Genomic DNA, 22608 nt, shown 5'->3' on the forward strand with positions numbered 1-22608 from the left:
CAGCGCGGGGGGCCCGCGATGACCGCGCCCGCGACGGCCGCCGCCACGGACGCGGCCGACGCCGACACGGTGGTGCTGCCCCAGGTCGGCGAGTCGACCGGGCAGCGGGCGGCCGAGCCGCCGGCCGGCGCGTCGGGGGGCGCGTCGGCGGGCTCCCCGGGCAGCCGGGGCCGCCGGTGGGTGCAGCAGACCGGCTGGGCCGCCACGCTGCTCTCGCTGCTGCTGCTCGGCTTCGCGGTCTACCTGGTGGCGCTCTCGCCGCTGCAGGAGATGCACTACCAGGCCGCCGAGTACCAGACCTTCCGCTACCAGCTGTCCCAGGCCACCGCGCCGGTCGGCCCGGCCGCCGACGGCGCGCCGGTGGCGATCGTCGACATCCCGAAGATCGGGCTGCACCACGTGGTCGTGGTGGAGGGCACCACCGGGCGCGACCTGATGCGCGGCCCCGGCCTGCGGCGGGACAGCGTGCTGCCCGGTCAGGACGGCGTCTCGGTGCTCTTCGGCCGCGGCACGGCGTTCGGCGGGCCGTTCGGCCGGATCTCCGAGCTGCGGGTCGGCGACAAGATCTCGGTCAGCACCGGGCAGGGGCAGTTCAGCTACACCGTCGACCAGTACGGCACCGGCGGCCACCCGCTGACCGACGGCTACCCGTACCGGCTGGTGCTGACCACCGGCAACTCCGGCTGGATCCCGACCGGCACCGTGCTGGTCGGGGCCCGCCTCGACGGCGACCCGCAGCCCGATCCGGGCCGCCGCCCCGCGCTCACCGCGGCCGACCACGCGCTGGCCCAGGACACCGGGGCGCTGGCGGTGCTCCAACTCTGGTCGGCGGCGCTGCTGGCCGCGGTGCTCGCGGTCACCCTGGCGGTGCGCCGTTGGCACCGCCGGGCCGCCTACCTCGCCTTCGCGCCGGTGCTGGCCGCCCTGCTCTGGGCCTGCTACGAGAACGCCGCCGCGCTGCTCCCCAACCTCTACTGACCGGGTGCACCGGTGGTCGCCGGTGCACCCGCCGAAAGGACCCGTCCGATGACCACCACCGTGCCCGGGCAGCCCGTGGCCACCCAGCCGGCGCAGCTCCTCGGCCTGGAGGCGCGCGCCGTCTCGGCCTGGTTCCGCTCCCACAAGGTGCTGGAGCGGGTGTCGCTGACCATGGCCGCCGGCGAGGTCACCGCGCTGATCGGGCCGTCCGGCTGCGGCAAGTCCACCTTCCTGCGGATCCTCAACCGGATGCACGAGATGGTCCGGGGCGCCCAGCTGGCCGGCGAGGTGCTGCTGGCCGGCGAGGACGTCTACGCGCACGGGCGGCGTCCGGCCGAGGTGCGGCGGCGGATCGGCATGGTGTTCCAGCGGCCCAACCCGTTCCCGGCGATGTCGATCGCGGACAACGTGGCGAGCGGGCTGAAGCTGGCCGGGATCAAGGTGGGCAGGGAGCACCGCGAGCACCTGGTCGAGCAGAGCCTGCGCCGGGCCGGGCTGTGGAACGAGGTGAGCAGCCGGCTCGGCACCCCCGGCGGGGCGCTCTCCGGTGGGCAGCAGCAGCGGCTCTGCATCGCCCGCTCGCTGGCGGTGGAGCCGGAGATCCTGCTGATGGACGAGCCCTGCTCGGCGCTCGACCCGACCTCCACCCGCCGGGTCGAGGAGACCATCGCCGAGCTGCGCGGCCGGCTGACCATCGTGATCGTCACCCACAACATGCAGCAGGCGCAGCGGGTCTCGCAGTCCTGCGCGTTCTTCCTGGCCAGCCACGACACCCCGGGACGGATCGTGGAGGCCGGGCCGACCGCGCAGGTCTTCGGGGACCCGGTCGACCAGCGGACCGCCGACTACGTCAACGGGCGCTTCGGGTAGGGCGCGATCCGGCGGGCCCGCCCCGGCGGACCCACTCCGGCCGGGGCCGTCGGGGCGGTCAGGCCGCCGCGCGGGTGACCAGGTCCTCGATCACCCGGGCCACGCCGTCGTCCTGGTTGCTCAGCGTGTGCTGGGCGACGGCGGCGAGCACCTCGGGGTGGGCGTTGGCCACGGCGTAGGAGGTGCCGGCCCAGGCGAGCATCTCCAGGTCGTTCGGCATGTCGCCGAAGGCCACCACCTCGCTGCGGTCGATGCCCTGCTCGGCGCACCAGCGGGCCAGGGTGCTGGCCTTGGTGACCCCGCGGGCGCTGATCTCCAGCAGCGCGATCGGGCTGGACCGGGTGATCTCGGCCAGCGGGCCGACCGCGGCACGGGCCTCGGCGAGGAAGACGTCGGGGTCCAGGTCGGGGTGCTTGACCAGGATCTTGTAGCTGCCGAGCGCGGCGCCGTCGGGGGCCTCCGTGCCCTCGGGGGCGTCCGTGCCCTTGGTCAGCAGGCGCTCGGCCGGGGCCACCGCGTGGGCCTCGTCGTCGCCCCACATCTTCACCTCGTACTCCGGCTCCCGGGCGAAGCCCGCCGGGTACTCGAAGGCGAAGGCGCACTCGGGCAGCCGCTCGCGCAGCCGGGCCACCACGGCGCGGGCGTCGTCGGCGGCCAGCGGGAAGCTCTCCACCAGCCGGTCGCGGTGGACGTCGTAGACGGCGCCGCCGTTGGAGCAGATCGCCACGCCGTGGCCGCCTATGTGCTCGCCCAGGCGCTGCATCCAGCGGGGCGGTCGGCCGGTCACGAAGACCACCTGGATGCCGGCCTGCTCGGCCAGGGCCAGGGCGGCGGCGGTGCGCTCGGAGACGGTGCCGCTGTGGCAGAGCAGGGTGCCGTCGAGGTCGGTGGCGATCAGGCGGGTGCGGGTGGCTGGCTGGGTCACCCGTCCATCCTCCCAGGTGGCCCGGGCACCGTGGGGGCGGCTCCAACAAAGTTGACGGCGCGCGGTCAACCCCCGTGTGACCGCGCGCCGTCCCTGGCCGTCTATTTTGTTGGACGGCACCGGTCGAACATACGCTGTGCCCTCCCCGGGCTGTCAACCGCAATACCCGGCGGAGCGGTGGGAGCCGGGTCGGACGTGACCGAAAGGGCGGGACGACCTGGACGGACCTCCGAAAAAGGGAGGAACTTTCCGTTCCGCCTCGTCCGTAGCGTCCAATTCAGTGGATACTGGGGCCTTCAGCACAGAGCAGCATCCGCGTCGCCCGGGCCCAGACCCACCGTGCCGCGCGGACCGGGGGGAACGAACGGGGAGTGGTCATGGCGATGTCGATGCCCGAGCAGGCCCAGGACCGCCGGTGCACCATCGCGGAACGGCTGGACCACCTCTTCCGGGAGATCCATCCCGCCGGACGCGGCCCGTTCAGCTACCACGAGGTGGCCCAGGCGATCCGGCAGCAGGCCGGGCCCGAGGGGCCGACCGTCTCGCACGGCACCCTCCAGCAGATCCGCACCGGGACCAAGACCAATCCGACGGTGCGGACGCTGGAGGCGATCGCCGCCTTCTTCGGGGTGCCGACCGCCTACTTCCTGGACGACACGGTCGCCGAGCGGGTCGACGCGCGGGTGCAGGAGCTGAAGGCCGGGGTCGTCGTGGAGGGTGCGGCGGCTTCGGAGGGTGCAGCGCCGGGGGGTGCGGCGCCCGCTGCCAAGGCGTCCGCCGACGAGCTGGCCGACGTGCTCGCCGACAGCAACATCCGGGCCGTCGCGTTCCGGCTGGCCGGTCTGTCGCCGCGCGCGCTCAAGGGGCTGCGGGCGATCATCGACCAGGTCCGGGCGGTGGAGGGGCTGCCCGAGGTCGGGCGCGGCCGGAAGCGGCGCGACAAGTCGGCCTGACCCGGCCGGGCCGCAAGGCCGTCCGGGTCGCCGCGCGGCCGGTGCCATTCGGCGCAGCACCCCGCGCGCCCACCGCGCGGTCCCGCCTAGCGTGACGTGAGGAGCGGGGCCGCCCGCCGCCCGCTCGGCGGCCGTCCTGGCCCCGCCCGACCCATCGACCACCCAGCGGCCCCGGCATGCGTCCCGGGCCGCCCCCGCGCCTGCCCAGGAGGCAGCACGTGAGACTCCCCATCCGTCCCCGCGGGCTCGCGGCCGTGGCCGCGCTGACCCTCGCGCTGGTCACCGGCGCGGGCACCGCGCACGCCGTGGCCGCCGGCCCCGGCGACCCGCCGCCGTTCATCGCCCCCTTCGGCACGGTGAGCGAGGTCGCCTCCACCGTCCCGGGCAACGGCGACGTCAACCCCTACGGCACCGTCGTGATCCCCGAGAGCGCGGGCGAACTGCACCAGGGCAACGTCCTGGTCAGCAACTTCAACGACATGATGAACCACCAGGGCACCGGCACCACGCTGGTGCAGGTCTCCCCCGGTGGCCAGGTCGAGCAGTTCGCCCAGATCGACCCGACCGGGCTGCCCGGCAGCTGCCCCGGCGGGGTCGGCCTGACCACCGCGCTCACCGTGCTGCCGGGCGGTTGGGTGGTGGTCGGCAGCCTGCCCACCAGCGACGGCACCTCGGCGACCATGCAGGCGGGCTGCCTGCTGGTGCTGGACGAGCACGGCACGGTCCGCGAGACGCTGGCCGGCAACGGGATCAACGGGCCGTGGGACCTGACCTCGGTCAGCCACGGCGACCTGACCCAGCTCTTCGTCACCAACGTGCTCAACGGCACGGTGGCCGCCAGCCCCAACGTGGTGAACGGCGGCACGGTGCTGCGCCTGACGCTGCGCACCGGCCCCGGCGACCAGCCGCCGCAGTGGATCCACACCACCCGGATCGGCTCCGGCTTCGGCGAGCGCACCGACTCCAACGCGCTGGTGGTGGGCCCGACCGGCGTCGGCCTCGGCCGGGACGGCAAGCTCTACGTCGCTGACACCCTGGGCAACCGGATCACCGAGATCCCGCGCGCCGAGACCCGGGACAGCGACGACGGCACCGGCCGCCAGGTCTCCATCGCCGACCACCTGAACGGTCCGCTGGGCCTGGCGATCGCGCCCAACGGTGACATCCTCACGGTGAACGGCGGCGACGGATTCATCGTGGAGACCGACCCGTGCGGCAAGCAGGTCGCCTCCCAGCTGCTGGACAGCCAGGGTGCCCCGCCACCGCCCGGGGGCGGCGGTGCGCTCTTCGGCCTCGCGGTCGCTCCCGACGGGCAGGGCGTCTACTTCGTGGACGACAACGAGAACCAGCTCAACCTGCTGCACTGACGCACGGCACCGGCCCGCTCGCGGGGGTTGTCCCCAGGAGCGGGCCGGGGGCCGGCCCCATGGGCGGCGCGGCCGACCGCTGCCAGGCTGAAGTCGACCACCGCACCGAGCCCCTGACGAGGTCCCAGCCATGCGCCGCCCCCGCCCCGCCCGTCCTGCGCACCGCCTGGCCGCCCTGCTGGCCGCCGCCGCGGTGCTCGGCTGCGCCGCCGCGCCCGCGAGTGCCGCCGCGCCCGCCCGCCCCGCCGGTCCCACGAGCGCTGCTGCGCGGGATGCGGCGCCCTCGCTCCCGTCCGTGCTGCGCACGGCGACCACCCGGGCGGTCACCGACGGCTACCCCGCCGCCATCGCCTACGCCCGCCGGGACGGGGCGAGCGCCACCGCCGCGGCCGGCCTGGCCGACGTCGCCACCGGGCGCCCGGCCCGGCCCGACGACCGGTTCCGGATCGCCAGCAACACCAAGTCCTTCGTCGCCACCGTGCTGCTCCAACTGGTCGCCGAACAGCGGCTCGGCCTGGACGACAGCGTGGCGAGGTGGCTGCCGGGCGTGGTCTCGGGGGCCGGCAACGACGGCTCCCGGATCACCGTGCGCCAGCTGCTGAACCAGACCAGCGGCCTCTACGACCCGACCACCGACCCGGCCTTCTTCGCGCCCTACCTGCAGGACCACGACATGGGGTACGTCCACACCCCGCGCCAGGTGGTGGCGCAGGCGGTGGCCCACCCGCCGCTCTTCCCGCCCGGGACCCGGTGGAACTACTCCAACACCAACTACCTGGTGGCCGGCCTGGTGATCGAGGCGGTCACCGGGCGCAGCGCCGGCCAGGAGATCACCGACCGGATCCTGCGCCCGCTCGGCCTGACCCACACCACGCTGCCGCTCACCGACCCGCGGATCCGCGGCCGCCACCTGCACGGCTACGACCTGGAGCACCGGGACGTCACCGTCTTCAGTCCGTCCTACGACTGGACCGCCGGCGCGATGATCTCCACCCTCGACGACCTGGCCACCTTCGACCGGGCGCTGTTCGGCGGCGAGCTGCTGCCGCCGGCCGAGCAGCGCGCGCTGCAGACGGTCGCGGACGTCCCCGGCAACGACGACGGCTACGCGCTCGGCGTGACGCGGGCTCCGGTCGACTGTGGCGACGGGCGGCAGGTGGCCGCCTGGGAGACCGACGGCGGCGGGCCCGGCTTCACCAGCTTCTCGCTCACCTCGGCCGACGCCCGTCGTCAACTGATCCTGGTCGGCACGGTCTTCGACCTGGGCGCGGACCTGCGGCACCAGGCGCCCGTGCCGGCCTCCAGCGCGCTCGGGCCGGCCCAGACGGCGGTGTTCTGCGGCTGAGCCCTGCGGCTGAGCCCCGCAGCCGGGCGCTGCAACCGGCCCGGTCGGCCGCCGTCGGAGCCTTCCTGGCTTCGACGGCGGCCGACCGACCGGCTCACCTGCTCGCTTGCCGGCTTGCCGGCTTGCCGGCTTGCCTGCTTGTTTGCCTGACCGACGTCAGGCGGTGGTGATCGCCGGGTCGCTGGTGCTGGCCCGGCCGGTCTCCACGTGCCCGGCCAGACGGCGCAGGTAGCCCGGGTCCTGGTCGCTGGTGACCGACAGGTCGTACCAGCCGTTGCTGTGCTTCGGGTGCGCGGTGTGGGTGAGGCTGGCGCCCGGGCGCAGCTGGTGCCGGGCCGGGTGGTCGTTGCCGTAGGCGTCGGTGACGGTGAGCCGGACCGGGGTGCTGCCGTGGTTGGTCAGCACCAGCTGGACCTGCCCGCTCGCGCCGGTGTGTCGGGTCGTCAGCTCGACGCCCGCGGTGCCGGCGGCGCCCTTGAACTGGCGCAGGAAGCCGTTCGGCCCGTGCACGGAGACCTCGTAGTCGCCGGCCGCCAGCGCCCACTCGCCGGACAGCCCGCGGCCGGACTCCACGGTGTAGGTCCACGGGCCGCCCGGCTGGGTGGCCGAGGTGACCAGGAAGTGCGCGCCCGCCTGGCCGTGGCTGGCGAAGTCGATCCGCAGCCGGCCGTCGCTGCCGGCCAGGCCGTCGGCGGCCAGGTCGTAGGGCAGCGGACGGGCCGGGCGCAGTCCGGGCTCCTGCTTGGGCAGCGCGGGGTTGGCGGGCGGGGTGGGCACGTAGCTGGCGTGGCGGTTCTGGTCCGGCGGCAGGTAGCCGCTGGTGTCCGGCAGGTCCGGCACGTCGGCGTCGCCGCAGTGGAAGTCGAAGGCGGTGGTGAGGTCACCGCAGACCGCGCGGCGCCACGGCGAGATGTTGGGCTCGTGCACCCCGAACCGGGCCTCGATGAACCGGATGACGGAGGTGTGGTCGAAGGTCTGCGAGCAGACCGAGCCGCCCTTGCTCCACGGCGAGACCACGAACATCGGCACCCGCGGGCCCAGCCCGTACGGCCCGGCCGTCGAGGAGTCGCCGGCGGCGGGGGTGAACAGCTCGCCGGTGGTGCTCACGGTGGAGGCGCCCTGGGTGGCCGAGGCCGGCGGGGCCGGCGGGACCAGGTGGTCGAAGAAGCCGTCGTTCTCGTCGTAGGTGATCAGCAGCGCGGTGCGGCTCCACACCTCCGGGTCGGCGGTCAGCGCGTCCAGCACCTGGGAGATGTACCAGGCGCCGTAGTTGACCGGCCAGTTCGGGTGCTCGGTGAAGGCCTCGGGAGCGACGATCCAGGAGACCTGGGGCAGCGTGCCGCCCACCACGTCGGCCCGCAACTTGTCGAAGAAGCCCTCGCCGGCCTTGTTGTTCGTGCCGGTGCGGGCCTTGTCGTAGAGCGGGTCGCCGGGCTTCGCGCTGCGGTACTGGTCGAAGTAGAGCAGCGAGTTGTCGCCGTAGTTCCCCCGGTAGGCGTCCTCTATCCAGCCCCAGCCGCCGTTCGCGTCCAGGCCGTCGCCGATGTCCTGGTAGATCTTCCAGGAGACGCCGGCCTGCTCCAGGCGCTCGGGGTAGGTGGTCCAGGAGTAGCCGGCCTCGGCGTTGGTGATCACCGGGCCGCCGCCCTTGCCGTCGTTGCCGACGTAGCCGGTCCACATGTAGTACCGGTTCGGGTCGGTGGGGCCGAGCAGCGAGCAGTGGTAGGCGTCGCAGATGGTGAAGGCGTCGGCCAGCGCGTAGTGGAAGGGGATGTCCTCGCGGGTCAGGTAGGCCATCGTGGTGGCGGACTTGGCCGGCACCCACTGGTCGTAGTTGCCCTGGTTGCGGGCGTGGTGGGTGCTGTTCCAGTCGTGCGGGAGGTCCTCCAGGAACTGCAGCCCCAGGTTCTCCGCGGTCGGGTGGAACGGCAGCACGTCCTTCTTGCCGTCCGACTGGTACCAGACCGGCTTTCCGCTGGGCAGCGTCACCGGGTGCGGGTCGCCGAAGCCGCGTACGCCGCGCAGGGTGCCGAAGTAGTGGTCGAAGGAACGATTCTCCTGCATCAGCACGACGATGTGCTCGACGTCCTGCAGGCTGCCGGTACGACGGTTGGCGGGAATGTCGGCGGCGCGCGCGATACTGGTCGACAGCGCGGACAAGGCGGCGGTTCCGCCCGCGAGTTGGATGAAGCGACGGCGATCGATGGCGCTCATGGCAGGCCTGTCTCCTGGGGTTCCGGGGGCGGCACGGGTGCGGAGACAGTCTCATGAGTCGACCGCGAACTCACGGCGGAGCGCGGGGAAAGCCATGGAGAACGCTCCGCCAACTTCACCGGCTTCAGGCAGTTCTACCAGTCGGCATACGATATGACGCCCACTTGGCCGGAAGCCGTCCGGCGGGCCGGAAATCGTCGGGTGGGCCGGAAATCGTCGGCTGGGCTGGGCGATGACCCGACGGAGTGAACGACGAGACGAACGGAGGCCGGCATGCGGCTGCCAGGCAGCGGTGCCCCCGAGCCGGTGGGCTACGACCTCGGCCCGGACCCGGACCTGGGTCTCTGGCTGGCCGAATGGCCCGACTACTACGACCGGATCATCCACTTCGGCCCCGACGACGGCCGCGACCCCGGACAGCTCTGCTGGGACGTCCTGACGCCCAGCGGCCTGCTCGCCCCGCACTGCCCGCAGTGCCGCCACCGCGGCGGCCACGGCGGCCCGCGCAGCCCGCAGCAGCTCGACACCGCGCTGCACGTCCGGATCCCGCCGGCCGAGGCCCCCGCCTGGTTCGCCGCCACCCTGGAACGCAACCTGGTCTACACCAACGGCTGGACCCGCTCCGCGATGACCCCGCTCGCCGAGGCCCTCGGCACCGCCCTGGCCGACCTGCTCGGCCCGGACGCCGACTGGCGCGCCAACGGCTACGCCGCCTACTGGGAGGGCAGTCCGAACCGCTCCTGGCAGCCCGTCACCGAGGCCACCTTCGACGCCGCCCTGGTCGGCATCGGCGGCGGCCACGCGGTGGTCGTGGTGGCGACGGGGGAGGACTGAGGCGAGCAGCGAGCCGGGCGCGGTGGTCCGGCGGTACGGCTGTCCGGCGGTACGACCGAGCCCTGCCGGCACGTGGTGTGCGCCGGCAGGGCTCGGGGTGCTCCTCGTTCGGGTGGTGCAGGCGTCAGCGGCCGGTGGTCGAGCGGCGGCGGCCGGCCAGGAAGACGGCGCCGGCACCGACGACCACCAGCGCACCACCGGCGCCGACCAGCAGGCCGGTCGAGTCGCCGCCGCCGGTGAAGGCGAGCTGCTGGGGGCTGGTGCCGGGGGTGGTGGGCAGTGCGGTGGGCGAGGTCGCCGCCGCGGCGGGCTGCGCGTCGGCCCGCACGACCGGCGCGGCGGCAGCGGCGGGCTGGGCGGCGGCGGGCTGCTGCCGGGCGGGCTTGGTGGGCTTGGTGGGCGTGGCGGGAGTGGTGGGCGCAGCCGGCTTGGCCGGAGTGGCGGGCGACTTGGTGGTGGTGCCGGTCGGCGCGCCGGAGTCGGCCTGCGGGTGGACGATGTGGAGGTTGTAGGCGGCGGGGCCCGGGCCGCCGGCCGAGGTGGTGAGCTGGACCGTGAGGGTCTGCTGGTCCGTCGGTGCCCCGGCGGCGAGCGTGATCCGGAACATGAAGCGCGCGGCCCGGCCGTTGTCCAGGTGCTGGGCCAGGGACGTGGTGTCGACGTGGACGAACGGGTCACTTGCGGAGCTGTGCAGCGGCAGGGTCCGCCACTGGCCGCCGGCCATGACCTGGACGGTGAAGTCCGCGGGCTGCAGGCGGGTGCCCGCCTGGGGGCCCGCGTTCGCGCCGGAGAGGCCGAGGACCGGCGCGAGGCTGTCGTACGGCACGCCGGTGAAGTTGGCCATCTCCACCCCGAACTCGATCGAGCTGCCGCCCGCGGTGATCGTGCCGGGCGTCCCCGGCAGGTAGGAGATCAGCGGCGAAACCTGGCGCACCGGGATCGGCGCAGCCGGAGCAGCCGCAGCCGCCGCCGGGGCGGTGCCGTTGCCGTCGGCGGCGAAGGCCGCGGAGGCGCCGCCGATCAGCGGCAGCGCGGTGCCGAGCAGGACGGCGGTGGCCGCGGCGGTGACCAGACGGGAGCGGCGGCGGGCGAAGCGAACGGACATGGTGATCCCCCCGGGGAACAACGGGCGCAGGCGCGGTGGTCGGTGAGTAGCGCGCCTCACCCCTTTCCCCACTCACGCGTTGGAGACCCGGCGGACGCTCTGTGAAGATCTTCTCAGCCTCGGTGTTCCTCGACGATCCCCGAATTGCCACCGTCGTGTAACAGGGCCGCTTACGGACGATGCCCGCCCCGCAAGGCCGCCCGGCCGGAATCGGCCGGGTGGGTGGGCCGCCGGCTCCGGGTGCTGCCCGGGCGGACCCGCACTGGTTGTGAACGCCGGCCGGCCGCGGCCGCCCCTGACCAGCAGCGGTTCGCGGAGCTCTGCGGAGCGCTGAAAGACTCTGCCGTCGAAGGGGTCAAGAGGCTTACCACCAACTAGAATTGGGCCCCGCTCGAAGCCCTGTACCAGCCACCTGGGCTCGCAGCACGCTTTCCATCGGGGGGACTCATCATGCGTCTACGCCTGGCCGCCCTGCTCACGGCGGCCCTTGTCCTGGCCGGGGTCTCGACCCCGGCGTTCGCGGCGTCCGGCTCGGCGCCCGGCGCCCCGGCGGCGTCCGGCTTCGTGCCGGTCAGCCCGACCCGGGTGCTCGACACCCGGAACAGTGCCGCGAACTGCGCCGAGAACTCGACCCTGCAGTCGGACAGCTTCAGCGACGTGGAGCTCGCCCTCTGCGCGGGTCACATGCCGCCCACCCCGGTCTGGAGCGTTCCGGCCGGGGCGACCGCCGTGGTGGTCAACGTCACCGCCACCGACGCCTCCGCGGACACCTACCTGAGCATCGGCGCTCCCGGCACCTTCACCCAGGCCAGCCCGCCGGCCTTCTCCACGCTCAACGTCTCGCCGGGGCACGACGTGGCCAACCTGGTCACCGTCGCGCTCGGCCCGGACGCGGATGGGGAGAATGCGGGAGTCGCGGGCCTGACGCTCTACAACCACGCGGGTTCGGTCGACGTCGTCCTCGACGTCCTCGGGTACTACATGCCGCCGAGCCAGACCACGACCACCTACCGCTACACCCCGATCCAGCCGGCCCGGGCGCTGGACACCCGGCAGCAGCAGGTCCCCCTGGGGCCGGGCGCGCAGCAGGTCGTCCAGGTCAACGGACTGCCCGGGATCCCGGCCGACGCCGCCGCACTCGTGGTGACCCTCACCGCGACCGACGCCACCACCAGGAGCTTCCTCACCGTCACGCCGGTCGGCGTCCAGCAAACGACCTCGACCGTCAACTACGAGCCGGGCAAGGACGTCTCCAACCAGGCGATCGTTCCGGTTTCCGGCTCCGGCAGTTCGATCGCTGTCGACAACCACGCCGGGTCGGTGGATGCCGTCCTCGACGTCGTCGGCTACTACAGCACCGACGGCCAGGCACTGTTCACCCCCGTCCCGCCGAGCAGGATCCTGGACACCCGCACCGGCAGCGGCCCGCTCGGCGCGAACGCCGCGCTCCCGCTGGCGGTCGCCGGCCACGGCGGCGTCCCGACCGGCGCCATCGGCGCGGTCCTGAACCTCACGGCCACGCAGGAGACCCAGCCCAGCCACCTGATCGTGTGGCCCGCCGGGCAGCCGGTGCCGGGAACGTCCAGCCTCAACACCAACCCGTCGACCGACATCGCCGAGCACGTCCAGACCCGGCTTGGGTCCGCAGGCGCCGTGGACATCTACAACCACGCGGGCAGCACCCAGGTGATCGCCGACGTGTACGGCTACTTCACCGCGCCGTAGCGAGCCCCGGCAGCCGGTGTAGAAAGCTCCGCTCGTGTCCGGGCGTTCGCCCATCACGGTCTGAGCCGGGGCGAGTCCCGCCCGGGCTCAGACCGCGATGAGTCGGACCCGGTTGCCGCAGAGCTTGGCCATGTCGTCGACGTCCGAGGTGAGGAGCGCCACCGGCCCCGGCTGACGGAGTGCCATCTCCGCGACGGTGGCGTCGATGGCGTACTTGTGGCCGTGCAGACCGGCCTGCTTGAGGAGGTCCGCTGCAGCTTTGGCCGCGTGTTCGGTGACCGCCTCGACCCTGGCTCGGGACAGCACCCAGTTCAATCGGGGCCAGTTCACACGAGCGTGCGCGACCTCCACGATGGTGTTGGCACAGACCACGAGCTCTGCCCCCATGGCGACGAACAGGTCCAGCTTGACCAACAGGCGACGATCCTGCGAGGCCCAGCTGGAGACTCCCTGGGAGTCGAGGACGACTGTTGCGAAGCGCTCGCTCACGCGGCGTTCGCAGGGCGTGCGGTCTCCCCGGTCCCGAAGATCTCTTCTCGTGCTCTGGCCAGCTCTTCAGTGGTGAATTCGCCGTGCTCCTCCTGGTACCGGCGGAGGTCTTCGGCGAGCAGTTGGAGTCTGATCTGCCGGGCGACCGCTTCCGCGACGTAGCCGGACACGTTGTCCGTGAGCTTCTTCAGTTCGGCCACCTGCTCCGTCGGCAGAGTGACCGTGATGCGGGTAGTAGCTGCCATGACGGCAAGCATACTGCGGTGTGCGTGCCAGCGTGGTCGTGTTCGGGCGATGGGCTCGACACCATGAGTCTCAGCCCAGCTGGGCCAGGCCCTCGGTGGCGATCCGCTCGAAGACCGTCAGGTCGTTCTCGAAGATCGAGTCCGGCACCGGCCAGTGGATCACCAGCTCGGTGATGCCCAGCTCCCGGTACTTGCCGGCCCAGTCGACGAAGGCGTCCACCGAGGCCAGCGGCCGCTCCGCGGTCGAGCCCTGCAACAGCACCTTCTCCAGCTCGGCCACGTCGCGCCCGTGCGCCTCGCAGGCCGCGGTCAGCTTCTCGATCTGCTTGGCGATCACCTCGGGCGCCTGCTCGACCGGTACGTCCGCCGGCCCGCGCGGGTCCCCGTAGGTGACCCAGCCCTGCCCGTACTCGGCCGCCAGCTTCAGGCCCTTCGGCCCGGTCGCCGCCACGTAGAACGGCACCCGCGGCGTCTGCACGCAGCCAGGGATGTTCCGCGCCTCGACGGCCGAGTAGTACTGCCCCTCCCGGGTGGTGGCGTCCTCGCGCAGCAGCTCGTCCAGCAGCGGCAGGAACTCCCCGAACCGCGCCGCCCGCTCCTTCGGCGACCACGCCTCCTGCCCCATCGCCGTCGCGTCGTACCCGACCCCACCGGCCCCGATCCCGAGCGTCAGCCGCCCGCCGGACACGTCGTCCAGCGTGATCAGCTCCTTCGCCAAGGTCACCGGGTGACGGAAGTTCGGCGACGTCACGAGCGTCCCCAGGCGAAGCCGCTCGGTGGCCGACGCCGCCGCGGTGAGGGTCGGGATCGACCCGAACCAAGGCTCTTCCCGGAACGACCGCCACGACAGGTGGTCATAGGTGTACGCAGCGTGGAAGCCGAGGTCTTCGGCGTGCCGCCAGATCTTCTGTCCTTCGGCCCAGCGGTGGATGGGGAGGATCACGGTACTCAGACGCATGCCATCGACCCTAGTCGGACGCGACGGGAGTGCGACTTCGTCGACACCGGCCCTGGCCCGACACGGCCCACCGTGCCAGGAACTCCGCGTTGGACTCGTACTCCTCCCACGGGCTGGCCAGGATGATCTCCGAGACCCCGCACTCCAGGTACCGGGAGAAGTAGCTCCCCACCTCCTCGGCCGAACCCACCAGGAACGGCGAATGCGAAGCCCCGGACAGGATCGCCCCCAGCCAGAAGACGCCCTGGTGCGTCTCCTCGGCGGACAGCTCCGCCAAGTCCTTGCGCCACACCGAATCCGAGGCGCGCCCGTGGAGTTTCACGTTGATCTGCGCCGCCCGGTTCGGCGGGAAGTACCGTCGGGCGGCGGCCCACGCCTCCTCGCTCGTCTCGCGCACGATCAGGCCGAACCGGACCCCCAAGGCCGTCCGGCGGCCCACCGAGGCGGCGAAGCCGTCGGCGAACAGGTCGGCCGGACCCGGGTTGGTCACGGCCACCGCACCGTGCCGGGCGCTGAGGTCCACGGCCTCGTCCGAGGATCCGGCGACGAAGATCCGGGGAAGCAGCTCCGGATCCATCCCGGTCGCGAAGTACTCCGGCTTCTCGTAGTCGTACACCGGATCGGGCCGCGCGGCCGGCGACCCGCCGACCAGGAGCGCCGTCAGGACGTCGAGGTACTCGTCCATGCGGTCGAACCGCGCCCGGTGGTCGAGGCGGTCGCCGACCTGGCGCAACTCCCCCGGGGTCGAGCCGACCACCATGTTCAGGTCCACCCGGCGGCCGTGGAGGTAGGCCGTGGTGGCGAGCATCTTGGCCAGCGCGAACGGCGACGTGTAGTACGGCTGCACCGCGACCATGGGGACGAACGCCGTCGATCGCTGGATCAGCAGCGACGACAGCAGCCAGGGGTCGGGGACGCGATGGTTGAAGTGGACGAGTGCACCGGTGAACCCCAGGCGCTCGCACGTCGCGGCCAGGTCGACCGCGTCGGTGATGTAGGCGTCGTCCGGGAAACGCCCCTGCATCGAGGCGTAGACCCGCAGTCCCTCGCTCATCGGTTCCGGGCTCCGCTCGTCATCATCGCCGCGAAGTCGTTCGCGGCCTTCCGGGTCCTGTCCACGGCGTCCGGCCCCAGGTGGCAGCCGGGGCTGCTGGGGCCGGGGCTGCTGGGGCCGGGGCGTTCGAAGGCGTCCTCGAGCAGGAAGAGACCCTTGGTGCAGGTGGCCCCCAGCGCGCGGAGGACGGGAGTCAGCCCGTACTCGACACCGAGCAGGTGGGCGAGCGTCCCCGCCGTCGCCGTCGGCAGGACCGTCTTCCCGGCGAGCGCGTCGCGACGGAGCAGGTCGAGGAAGGTCTTCAGCAGGCCGGAGAACGACGTCTGATAGATCGGCGTGGCAACCACCACCCCGTGCGCCCGGTCGATCAGCTCGAGCGCGGCCCGGATCCGGGGTTGGTCCCGACGGCCGTGCACGAGGCCGTCGGCGGGGAGCTCGCGCACCGGCAGGTGCCGGACCTGGAAGCCGGCGGCTTCGAGGCCGTCGAGGACGCCGAGTGCCGCCGCCGTGCTCATCGAGTGTTCCGACGGGCTGCCGGTGACCGCCACGACCAGCGGCCCGGAAGCCGGTGCCGAGGAGGTGTCCGCGTCGGGCCTGGCGGCCGGCGTTGTGGTGGTTCCACGGCTCGGGGCCGCTACGGTGATCGTGTTCATCAGGCGCTCTCCTCTTCTGCGGACGTTCTGTCAGAGTGCGGCGACGTCGGTGTGGAAGCTCGTCCCGTCGACGGGCGTCGCGCCGGCGGCGGAGATCAGCATCCGGAAGGCCCGCTGCCCGGGGCCCAGCCGCGCCCCGGGCAGCAGGACGCACTCCCGGACCTCCGCATCCGGCCCGACACTGGCGCCCTCTTCGATGACCGCGGGCCCGACGACCCGGCTGCCCCGGCCGATCCGGGCACCGCGCCCGATCCGGACCGGGCCGGCGATCACGGCTTCCGGATGGACCGACGCGCTCGGATCGACGGCCGCGAGCGGAGCGTCCGCAGCGGTGAAGGGCGGCCGCCCCAGCCGACCGGCCAACACCATGAACGAGCCGTCGAGGAACTGGCGCGGCGTGCCGAAATCGACGAAACGGTGCGGCGTGAGGTGGGCCAGCACCCGGGCGTCCGGGCGAGCGACGATGCCGGCGAGCACGTCCCGGCCCAGGTCCACCGGGTCCGGCCGGCCCGCGCGGGCGGCAGGCGTCCCCAGCGGGACGGAGGCCTGGACGAGTCCGGCTGCCGACGGAGCGAACACGGCGATCCCGGTCGCGGCGATCCGGCCTTCGGCGGCGGCTCCGGGCTTGTGCTGGTAGCGGAGGACCCGGCGGCGGTCCTCGGCGAGAGCGGCGATGTCTCCGGTGAACTCCGCGGCCGGCCACGGGTGGCGCAGGCAGCCGAGGGTGACGTCGGCGCCGCCGGATCGGTGGTCCGCCAGCAGGGCCGTCAGGTCGAGGGTGGAGACGGTGTCGGCGGGCAGCACGAGCAGGGTCTCGCCGCCCCGGGACCCGGCGAGGGCGGCGAGCGTCCCGCCGGTGCCGAGCGGGATCTCCTCCCGCTGGTAGGAGATCCCGACCCCCAGATCGGCGAAACCGGCGAGCGCCCGCCGGAAGGCGGGTTCGTGGACCGCCTGGACGTTCACCGTGACCGCCGTGACGCCGGCGGCCCGGAGCCGGTCGACCGCCCAGCAGATCAGCGGGACGCCGAGGACGGGCAGCAGCGGTTTGGGGCAGGTGTCCGTGACGGGTGCCAGCCGGGAGCCGTATCCGGCCGCGAACACCAGTCCGTGCACCGCTCCCGGTTCCGTCCCGCCCTCCCCGTCCTCGACCGCTGCCGCGTCGGTGGACCTCACCGCGCGCAGCCGATGCGGGCGAGCCGGCTCATCGTGATCTGCCCGCCCGCCAGGTCGTACCGGACGAGGTCCAGCGTCGCGGGCCGCACCGTCCCGTAGCGCTTCTCCCGGCGTGCGGAGACGACACCGGCGATCGAGCGCTCGGGGACGACAGGCGCCTGGAACACGGCGACCGAAACGTGGGCGATGTCCCGCATGGTCGTGTAGTCGTTGCTGACGAACGCCCGCGGGCCCGCGGCCGCGCCGGCCTCGTGCAGCCGGGTCCGCAGCCGGACCAGACCGTCACTGGGCACCCCGCAGACGAACAGCCCGCCCTTCGATCCGCCCAGGCCGGACAGCTCGATCTCGATCGGCGGACAGTCCTTCAGCGCGGTTTCGACGAGGTCCGCGTAGTGGTCCACCTGGTGCTGCGGCACCTGGTCCTGATAGCCCTCCAGGCTGCGCACGGTGCTGTGCAGGTTCTCGGGGAGGTAGGTGAAGTGGTGCGGCGACAGGGCCGCGGCGATCGGGCCCAGATCCTGGGCGATCGCGTCCCGGATCGTGCCGTCGATCGGCACGACCAGACTCAGCCCCCAGCGGGGGTCGCCGTGGCGGGGGATGGAGTCGGCCTGGTAGCTGCCCGCCGCCAGGGCGGACTCGGCGTCGCCCCACAAGGTGTGGAACTTCGCGGCCAGGTCGGGTGTCCGGTGGGTGTCGGCTGTCTGGGGCATCGGCTCGGGCATCAGTCACTCATCAGGGTGTTCGGCGGGACCGGGCAGCGTCGAAGGTCGGCGACCAGCTCGTCGTGCAGCTCGCCGTTGGTGGTCAGCAGGCTTCCGCTCCGGAGGTCCCGGGCACCCGACAGGTCGGTCCAGGCACCGCCGGCCTCGGCGACGATCAGGGCCGGGGCCGCGACGTCCCAGGGCGAGGTGCCGTAGGACAGCGCCGCGTCGACGCTTCCTTCGGCGACCATCATGTGCCCCCAGAAGTTGCCCCAGCCCCAAGCGGTTCGGAACCCGCGCATGACGTCGGCGAGGGCTTCCCAGGCGGGTACCGGGTACTCGTGCGCCCCGCCGAAGGCGAAGCCCGCCGATCGCCGCTCCCGGACGGCGGAGGTCCGCAACCGGCCCGAGACGCCGTGGGCACCCTGCCCGGCCGCGGCCCACCAGCGTCGGTCCAGCCCCGGCGCGTCGATCGCGGCGGCGGTGACCGCCTCCCGGTCGTGCCAGGCGACCAGCGTCCCCCACACCGGGTGCCGCCGGCTGAAGTTCTCGGTGCCGTCGATGGGGTCCACGATCCAGACCTCGGACAGCTCGGTCGCGCCGCCGGACTCCTCGGCCAGCACCGCCTCCCCCGGGGCGAGACGCTGCAGGACCGCCAGGACCGCCTGCTCGGCGGCCAGATCCGCCTCGGTGACGATGGATCCGTCCGCCTTGTCCCACCGTGCGACGGCGGGCCGGCGCAGGTGTTCGGCCGCCGCCGCCGCGCCGGCCGCCGCCGCGGCTCGCGCGATCTCGACCCTGGTCGGACTAGTCATCCCACACTCCCGTCGATGCGAGGGCCGCGGCGCCCGCCACCCCGGCGAACCGGCCGAGACCGCCGACCACGATCCGGGCGTCGCGCCCGGTCACGGTGGTCATGTGCGTCCGCGCCGCGGCGCGGAGGTCTTCGAGGAAGAGGTCCGACACGTCGGCCACGCCGCCGCCGATGACCACCACCTCCGGGTTGAACAGGTTCGCCAGGGTCGCCACCGCCGCACCGAGCCGACGGCCCAACTCGGCGAACAGCCGGACGGCGGTGGGATCCCCGGCGCGCGCCGCCCGGGCCGCGGCGCGGGCGTCGGCCGGTCCACCGGTGGTCTCGGCGAACCGCCGTGCCAGCGCGGTCCCCGAGGCGACCTGTTCCAGGCAGCCCGCGCCGCCGCAGGCGCACGACGGCCCGTCCGGGTCGACGACGATGTGCCCGGCCTCGAGCGCGACTCCGGAAGCCCCGAGCAGCTGGCGGCCGGCGACGATCGCCGCCCCGCCGACCCCGGTGCCGACGAAGATCCCCACCGCGTCACCGACGCCCCGGGCTGCCCCGAACCGCCGTTCCCCGACGAGTGCGGCGTTGGCGTCGTTCGCCAGGGCGTCGATGCCGAGGCCGGAGCCCGGCGCGCCCGGTCGCAGCCCGACCAGGGCGGGCGCCGTCGGCGCCGACGCGATCCGTCCGGTGCCGGCCTCGACCGATCCGGCGACGCACAGTCCGGTGCGCACGACGGTCCGGCCGCCGGCCGCCGCTTCGGCGACCAGCCGTTCGCGCAGGTCCCGGACCTGCCCGAGCGCGTCGGGCCGACGCGGCTCGTCGATCGTCGATCCCACCAGTCGGCCGTCCACGGCCACCAGCGCTGCGCGGACGCTGGTACCGCCGACGTCGAACCCCGCGATCAGCGGCTCACGCCCCGATGACATGGATGTCCCCCTCCGTCGCGAGACCGATGTCGGCCGCCGGGGCCGTCGCGGTGGCGGCGGCCAGGCTCGCGGCCGCGTGTCGTGCGTCGTAGTGGGTCAGCAGCGTGCGACGGGGCTCGGCCCGCCGTGCGATGTCCGCCGCCTCCGACGGGGTCATGTGCCAGTGCTCGCCGGAGGCCGGGGCCGTGACCGACGTCGCCTCGATGAGCAGCAGGTCGCAGTGGTCCGCGAGGCGGACCAGCCCGTCGAAACGGGCGGTGTCGCTGGAGAAGACCAGGGACCGGCCGGCGATGTCGGTGATGCGCAAGGCGTTGGCCACGGTGTTGTGCACCGCCGTGACGGGCTCGAAGGCCAGCGCGCCGCTGGTGAAGGGCAGCCCCTCGCCGTACGGGTGTGCGGTGAACGCCGCGTCGAAGTAGTCCTCGGCCAGCTGCATGCCCCGGGCGACACCCCGCAGGATCTCCGGGCCGTTGGCCGGGAGGAAGAGGGGGAGCTTCGGCAGGCCGTGGCAGAACACGTGGTTCCGCAGCGCGACCAGGTCGAAGAAGTGGTCCGGATGCATGTGCGAGACCACGACCGCGGTGAGCTCCTCGGGGCTGCCGTACTTCAGCAGTTTGCCGACGGCGCCGTGCCCGCACTCCAGGAGCACTGCGGTGTCCCGGGCCCGCAGCAGGTAGGCGGAGGTGGCCTGGTCCGGATTGGGGACGGCGCAGCTCGCGCCCAGGATCTGGAGGCTGAAATCCGTCGTGCCGCCGGTCGTGCCGCCGGTCGTCCCGCCGGCTGTGTCATCAGTCATGTCATCGGTCATGTCATCGGTCCTCGGTCCTCGAGCTCCGAGCCGTCCACGGCCAGCGCGGCGGCGAGCCGGTCGGCGGCCTCCTCGGCCTCCGACTCGTCGATGGTCAGCGCGGGGTTGACCCGCAGGGTCCGGCCGCTGCGGCCGACCAGCAGACCGTGGTCGGCGAGGCGCTGGTCGAGCGCCGCCCACTGCGGCGCCGAAAGGTCGGCCCCGACCTCGATGCCGAGCATCAGCCCGACACCGTGGACCGTCACGTCCAACGGCCCGTCGGCCAGCCCGGAGCGCAGCCGCTCGGCCCAGGCCGCGCCGAACCGTCCGGCCCGCTCCGGAAGGCCCCGCCGCAGCAGCGCGTCGAGGACGTAGGAGCTCGCGGCCACGGCCAGCGGGTTGCCCCCGTAGGTGCTCGACAGGAAACCGGGATACCGGCGGGACGCCTGCTCGACCAGCTCCGGGCGGGCGAGGACGCCGGCCACCGGGAACCCGTTGGCCATCCCCTTGCCGATCACCATCAGGTCCACGCCGTGGCCGGCGGCCGCGGAGACGAACAGCCGGCCGGTGCGGCCGAAGCCGGTCAGCACCTCGTCCGCGATCACCAGTGCCCCGTGCGCCTGCGCGACGGCCGCCAGCGCGGAGAGGAACCCGGGTGCCGCAGGCCGGTTGCCGTTCGTGCCCTGGACCGGTTCCACCAGGACGGCGGCCACGTCCGCCCCCGGTTGCCCGAGGACCTCGGCGACCGCGTCCAGCGCTTCGGCGAGCCGGTCGGCGGGGGCGTCGTCCAGGGCGCTGGGGAACGGGCACCAGCGGACCTGCGGGTCTGCGGGGCCGGCGCCGAGCCAGCGGCCGTCGGTCAGCCCGGCGACGCCTGCGGTGCGGCCGTGGAAGGACCCGTCGAAGACGACGACGCCTCGCCGCCCGGTCGCCTCCCGCGCGATGCGCACGGCCGCGTCGACCGCTTCCGCGCCGGTCGAGAACATCGACAGGTGGGTCAGCCCGTCGGGTGCGACCTCGGTCAGCGCCTCCCCGAACGCGGCCCGGCCGGAGCTGGGATGCCGGGTGACGGCCAGTCGGCCGGCCTGGTCGGCCAGGGCTGCCGCGAACCCGCGGTCGCCGTGTCCCAGCACGCAGCGGCCAGCCCCGGCGAACAGGTCCAGGAACTCACGCCCCGTTGCATCGACCAGCCGCGAGCCGCTCCCGTGCTCGATCGCCGGCGGCCGTGCCGTCACCACACCGAGCCCGTGCACCAGGTGGCGGCGTTCCCGCGCAACGACTGCTTGGTTCGCGTCGACCGCCTGGTTCGCGTCGACCGTCTCAGAGGTCATGGTAGGAGCTGCCTTCGAGTTCCAGACGGCCGATCAGCTCTTTGCAGAAGTCGTCGTTGGGTCCCATGAGCGAGGCCGCCAGGGAGTCGCGCAGGTGCCGCTCGATGGGGAGGAATCCCTTGGCGTAGGCGCTCCCGCCGCTGGCGAGCAGCGCTTCCCGGGCGACTTCGGAGCAGGTCTCGGCGAGCGCCACCTTGGCGGCCGTCATCAGCGCCGAGAGCTGTTCGAACCCGTGGCCGGCGTCGATCTCCGCGGCCAGCCGGGCGACCAGGCTCTCGCCGGCGGCGATCTTGATCGCCATGGTGCCGACGTGCCGGCGCGCGACCGGGTACTGGCTCAGGTTCCGGCCGAACGTCGTGGCGTCGCCGACGTAGCGGCGGCTGCGGATGCGCTCGACGCAGGCGCGGTAGGCCGCCTGGGCGATGCCGAGGTACACCGAGGCCACGCCGAGGTGGTAGATGGGCTGGTTCGCCTCGTTGTACTTCGTCAGCCCCGACGTGTCGTCGCCGGCGAACAGCAGCGCCTCCTCGGGGAGATCGCAGTGGAAGGTGGCCCACGTGCTGCTGTTGCCGGCCAGGCCGAGCCCCTTCCACCGCCCGAAGCTGATGCCGTCGGCGTCCGCGGGCACCGCGAAGAGGGCGTGGTTCCGGTCGTCGTCCGAACCCGGGCTGCGGGTCGAGACGATGTACAGGTTGGCGAATCCCGCCGAGGTGGCGAAGCTCTTCTCCGCGTCGATCCGGAATCCGCCGGACGCGTTGCGCTCGGACCGGCTGGCCACCGACCACCACTGCGAGCCCGAGCCCGCCTCGCTGATCGCCTCGGTGACCAGGGCGGTGCCTTCGAGGACCGGCCCCAGGTACAGCTCCTTCTGCTTCGCCGAACCGAACAGCACGATGGAGTTGAGCGCGGTCAGGTGCATGACGTAGACCATGGCGGTGGACGCGCACGCGGTGCCGAGCCGCCTGACGATCTCGCTGGTCTCGGCGGCGCCGAGACCCCAACCGCCCATCTCCCTCGGCACGGTGGCGCCGAAGAAGCCCGCCCGCCCCAGCGCCGCCAGACCGGCTGCCGGGAACCGGCCCTCGCCGTCGACGTCCGCCGCCTGGGGACGGACCGTCTCGGCGATGATGCGCTCGAGGATGTTCAGGTGGTCGTCCATGGTCGCAGTCCTTG

The 22608-nt window shown here is 73.4% G+C and carries 22 protein-coding genes; 7 read left to right on the forward strand and 15 right to left on the reverse strand.

From position 1 onward, the window contains the following. Together ACQRUO_RS20880 and ACQRUO_RS20885 are read left to right on the forward strand one after the other, a co-directional pair. A partial coding sequence (locus tag ACQRUO_RS20880; RefSeq protein WP_428317511.1) for a sortase occupies nucleotides 1–978 on the forward strand: 978 nt, incomplete at its 5' end. 48 nt (nucleotides 979–1026) lie between these two features. Continuing rightward, nucleotides 1027–1848 (forward strand): phosphate ABC transporter ATP-binding protein, encoded by an 822-nt coding sequence (locus tag ACQRUO_RS20885; RefSeq protein ID WP_428317512.1) that lies wholly within the window; start codon nucleotides 1027–1029, stop codon nucleotides 1846–1848. A 58-nt stretch (nucleotides 1849–1906) separates the two neighbouring features. Here the strand turns inward: ACQRUO_RS20885 and ACQRUO_RS20890 are convergent, their stop codons facing one another. After that, entirely contained in the window at nucleotides 1907–2773 is an 867-nt protein-coding gene (locus tag ACQRUO_RS20890; protein WP_428317513.1) for a Cof-type HAD-IIB family hydrolase, read from the reverse strand. A 377-nt stretch (nucleotides 2774–3150) separates the two neighbouring features. On the opposite strand from ACQRUO_RS20890, the gene ACQRUO_RS20895 reads away from it, so the two are divergent. The 3 genes from ACQRUO_RS20895 to ACQRUO_RS20905 all read left to right on the forward strand — a co-directional run bounded on the left by ACQRUO_RS20895 (nucleotide 3151) and on the right by ACQRUO_RS20905 (nucleotide 6438). Beyond that, entirely contained in the window at nucleotides 3151–3726 is a 576-nt protein-coding gene (locus ACQRUO_RS20895; protein ID WP_428317514.1) for a helix-turn-helix domain-containing protein, read from the forward strand. 218 nt (nucleotides 3727–3944) lie between these two features. Continuing rightward, nucleotides 3945–5093, forward strand: coding sequence for a hypothetical protein (locus ACQRUO_RS20900; protein ID WP_428317515.1), 1149 nt, complete (start codon nucleotides 3945–3947; stop codon nucleotides 5091–5093). A gap of 130 nt (nucleotides 5094–5223) precedes the next feature. Continuing rightward, complete coding sequence (locus ACQRUO_RS20905) at nucleotides 5224–6438, forward strand: serine hydrolase domain-containing protein (protein ID WP_428317516.1); 1215 nt, start codon at nucleotides 5224–5226, stop codon at nucleotides 6436–6438. Nucleotides 6439–6594: 156 nt separating this feature from the next. On the opposite strand, the gene ACQRUO_RS20910 is transcribed toward ACQRUO_RS20905, so the two are convergent. After that, a complete protein-coding gene (locus ACQRUO_RS20910) occupies nucleotides 6595–8652 on the reverse strand; it encodes a phosphocholine-specific phospholipase C (protein WP_428317517.1) in 2058 nt (685 codons plus the stop codon). Between the two features lie 273 nt (nucleotides 8653–8925). Between ACQRUO_RS20910 and ACQRUO_RS20915 the strand changes: the two genes are divergently transcribed. Further along, nucleotides 8926–9486 (forward strand): hypothetical protein, encoded by a 561-nt coding sequence (locus ACQRUO_RS20915; RefSeq protein WP_428317518.1) that lies wholly within the window; start codon nucleotides 8926–8928, stop codon nucleotides 9484–9486. Between the two features lie 124 nt (nucleotides 9487–9610). On the opposite strand, the gene ACQRUO_RS20920 is transcribed toward ACQRUO_RS20915, so the two are convergent. Continuing rightward, the gene (locus tag ACQRUO_RS20920) at nucleotides 9611–10591 is read right to left on the reverse strand and encodes a hypothetical protein (RefSeq protein ID WP_428317519.1); all 981 of its coding nucleotides are present in this window, start codon (nucleotides 10589–10591) and stop codon (nucleotides 9611–9613) included. Between the two features lie 450 nt (nucleotides 10592–11041). On the opposite strand from ACQRUO_RS20920, the gene ACQRUO_RS20925 reads away from it, so the two are divergent. Beyond that, a complete protein-coding gene (locus ACQRUO_RS20925; RefSeq protein WP_428317520.1) occupies nucleotides 11042–12316 on the forward strand; it encodes a hypothetical protein in 1275 nt (424 codons plus the stop codon). Nucleotides 12317–12403: 87 nt separating this feature from the next. On the opposite strand, the gene ACQRUO_RS20930 is transcribed toward ACQRUO_RS20925, so the two are convergent. The 12 genes from ACQRUO_RS20930 to ACQRUO_RS20985 all read right to left on the reverse strand — a co-directional run bounded on the left by ACQRUO_RS20930 (nucleotide 12404) and on the right by ACQRUO_RS20985 (nucleotide 22594). Beyond that, on the reverse strand, nucleotides 12404–12805 hold the full coding sequence (locus tag ACQRUO_RS20930) for a DNA-binding protein (RefSeq protein ID WP_428317521.1): 402 nt from the start codon (nucleotides 12803–12805) through the stop codon (nucleotides 12404–12406). After that, on the reverse strand, nucleotides 12802–13050 hold the full coding sequence (locus tag ACQRUO_RS20935; protein WP_428317522.1) for a hypothetical protein: 249 nt from the start codon (nucleotides 13048–13050) through the stop codon (nucleotides 12802–12804). The genes ACQRUO_RS20930 and ACQRUO_RS20935 overlap by 4 nt, the downstream gene beginning before the upstream one ends. Before the next feature lie 70 nt (nucleotides 13051–13120). Then, complete coding sequence (locus ACQRUO_RS20940) at nucleotides 13121–14008, reverse strand: LLM class flavin-dependent oxidoreductase (RefSeq protein ID WP_428317523.1); 888 nt, start codon at nucleotides 14006–14008, stop codon at nucleotides 13121–13123. A 10-nt stretch (nucleotides 14009–14018) separates the two neighbouring features. After that, a complete protein-coding gene (locus tag ACQRUO_RS20945; protein WP_428317524.1) occupies nucleotides 14019–15062 on the reverse strand; it encodes an LLM class flavin-dependent oxidoreductase in 1044 nt (347 codons plus the stop codon). Further along, nucleotides 15059–15715, reverse strand: a complete 657-nt coding sequence (locus ACQRUO_RS20950; RefSeq protein WP_428317525.1) for an NAD(P)H-dependent oxidoreductase — start codon at nucleotides 15713–15715, stop codon at nucleotides 15059–15061. The genes ACQRUO_RS20945 and ACQRUO_RS20950 overlap by 4 nt, the downstream gene beginning before the upstream one ends. Before the next feature lie 30 nt (nucleotides 15716–15745). After that, the gene (locus ACQRUO_RS20955) at nucleotides 15746–16888 is read right to left on the reverse strand and encodes a sugar phosphate nucleotidyltransferase (RefSeq protein WP_428317526.1); all 1143 of its coding nucleotides are present in this window, start codon (nucleotides 16886–16888) and stop codon (nucleotides 15746–15748) included. After that, nucleotides 16885–17598 (reverse strand): 2'-5' RNA ligase family protein, encoded by a 714-nt coding sequence (locus ACQRUO_RS20960; RefSeq protein ID WP_428317527.1) that lies wholly within the window; start codon nucleotides 17596–17598, stop codon nucleotides 16885–16887. The genes ACQRUO_RS20955 and ACQRUO_RS20960 overlap by 4 nt, the downstream gene beginning before the upstream one ends. Before the next feature lie 11 nt (nucleotides 17599–17609). Beyond that, on the reverse strand, nucleotides 17610–18404 hold the full coding sequence (locus ACQRUO_RS20965; RefSeq protein ID WP_428317528.1) for an inositol monophosphatase family protein: 795 nt from the start codon (nucleotides 18402–18404) through the stop codon (nucleotides 17610–17612). Next, nucleotides 18397–19317, reverse strand: a complete 921-nt coding sequence (locus ACQRUO_RS20970) for an ROK family protein (RefSeq protein ID WP_428317529.1) — start codon at nucleotides 19315–19317, stop codon at nucleotides 18397–18399. The genes ACQRUO_RS20965 and ACQRUO_RS20970 overlap by 8 nt, the downstream gene beginning before the upstream one ends. Next, nucleotides 19301–20113: an MBL fold metallo-hydrolase gene (locus ACQRUO_RS20975; protein ID WP_428317530.1), complete on the reverse strand. Its 813-nt coding sequence runs from the start codon at nucleotides 20111–20113 to the stop codon at nucleotides 19301–19303. Before ACQRUO_RS20975 ends, ACQRUO_RS20970 begins: the two co-directional genes overlap by 17 nt. Before the next feature lie 8 nt (nucleotides 20114–20121). Further along, nucleotides 20122–21435 (reverse strand): aspartate aminotransferase family protein, encoded by a 1314-nt coding sequence (locus ACQRUO_RS20980; protein WP_428317531.1) that lies wholly within the window; start codon nucleotides 21433–21435, stop codon nucleotides 20122–20124. Then, a complete protein-coding gene (locus ACQRUO_RS20985; RefSeq protein WP_428317532.1) occupies nucleotides 21425–22594 on the reverse strand; it encodes an acyl-CoA dehydrogenase family protein in 1170 nt (389 codons plus the stop codon). Before ACQRUO_RS20985 ends, ACQRUO_RS20980 begins: the two co-directional genes overlap by 11 nt. Nucleotides 22595–22608: the final 14 nt, after the last annotated feature.

Origin of the sequence: Kitasatospora sp. LaBMicrA B282, assembly GCF_050325825.1 — a bacterium.
Lineage (GTDB): Bacteria > Actinomycetota > Actinomycetes > Streptomycetales > Streptomycetaceae > Kitasatospora.

Excerpts from the sequence above, each read along its gene's own strand:
- ACQRUO_RS20885 (WP_428317512.1), top strand. The coding sequence starts at position 1,027 with ATGACCACCACCGTGCCCGGGCAGCCCGTGGCCACCCAGCCGGCGCAG.
- ACQRUO_RS20895 (WP_428317514.1), top strand. The coding sequence starts at position 3,151 with ATGGCGATGTCGATGCCCGAGCAGGCCCAGGACCGCCGGTGCACCATC.
- ACQRUO_RS20905 (WP_428317516.1), top strand. The coding sequence starts at position 5,224 with ATGCGCCGCCCCCGCCCCGCCCGTCCTGCGCACCGCCTGGCCGCCCTG.
- ACQRUO_RS20910 (WP_428317517.1), bottom strand. The coding sequence starts at position 8,652 with ATGAGCGCCATCGATCGCCGTCGCTTCATCCAACTCGCGGGCGGAACC.
- ACQRUO_RS20915 (WP_428317518.1), top strand. The coding sequence starts at position 8,926 with ATGCGGCTGCCAGGCAGCGGTGCCCCCGAGCCGGTGGGCTACGACCTC.
- ACQRUO_RS20920 (WP_428317519.1), bottom strand. The coding sequence starts at position 10,591 with ATGTCCGTTCGCTTCGCCCGCCGCCGCTCCCGTCTGGTCACCGCCGCG.
- ACQRUO_RS20925 (WP_428317520.1), top strand. The coding sequence starts at position 11,042 with ATGCGTCTACGCCTGGCCGCCCTGCTCACGGCGGCCCTTGTCCTGGCC.
- ACQRUO_RS20935 (WP_428317522.1), bottom strand. The coding sequence starts at position 13,050 with ATGGCAGCTACTACCCGCATCACGGTCACTCTGCCGACGGAGCAGGTG.
- ACQRUO_RS20940 (WP_428317523.1), bottom strand. The coding sequence starts at position 14,008 with ATGCGTCTGAGTACCGTGATCCTCCCCATCCACCGCTGGGCCGAAGGA.
- ACQRUO_RS20945 (WP_428317524.1), bottom strand. The coding sequence starts at position 15,062 with ATGAGCGAGGGACTGCGGGTCTACGCCTCGATGCAGGGGCGTTTCCCG.
- ACQRUO_RS20950 (WP_428317525.1), bottom strand. The coding sequence starts at position 15,715 with ATGAACACGATCACCGTAGCGGCCCCGAGCCGTGGAACCACCACAACG.
- ACQRUO_RS20960 (WP_428317527.1), bottom strand. The coding sequence starts at position 17,598 with ATGCCCCAGACAGCCGACACCCACCGGACACCCGACCTGGCCGCGAAG.
- ACQRUO_RS20965 (WP_428317528.1), bottom strand. The coding sequence starts at position 18,404 with ATGACTAGTCCGACCAGGGTCGAGATCGCGCGAGCCGCGGCGGCGGCC.
- ACQRUO_RS20970 (WP_428317529.1), bottom strand. The coding sequence starts at position 19,317 with ATGTCATCGGGGCGTGAGCCGCTGATCGCGGGGTTCGACGTCGGCGGT.
- ACQRUO_RS20975 (WP_428317530.1), bottom strand. The coding sequence starts at position 20,113 with ATGACTGATGACACAGCCGGCGGGACGACCGGCGGCACGACCGGCGGC.
- ACQRUO_RS20980 (WP_428317531.1), bottom strand. The coding sequence starts at position 21,435 with ATGACCTCTGAGACGGTCGACGCGAACCAGGCGGTCGACGCGAACCAA.
- ACQRUO_RS20985 (WP_428317532.1), bottom strand. The coding sequence starts at position 22,594 with ATGGACGACCACCTGAACATCCTCGAGCGCATCATCGCCGAGACGGTC.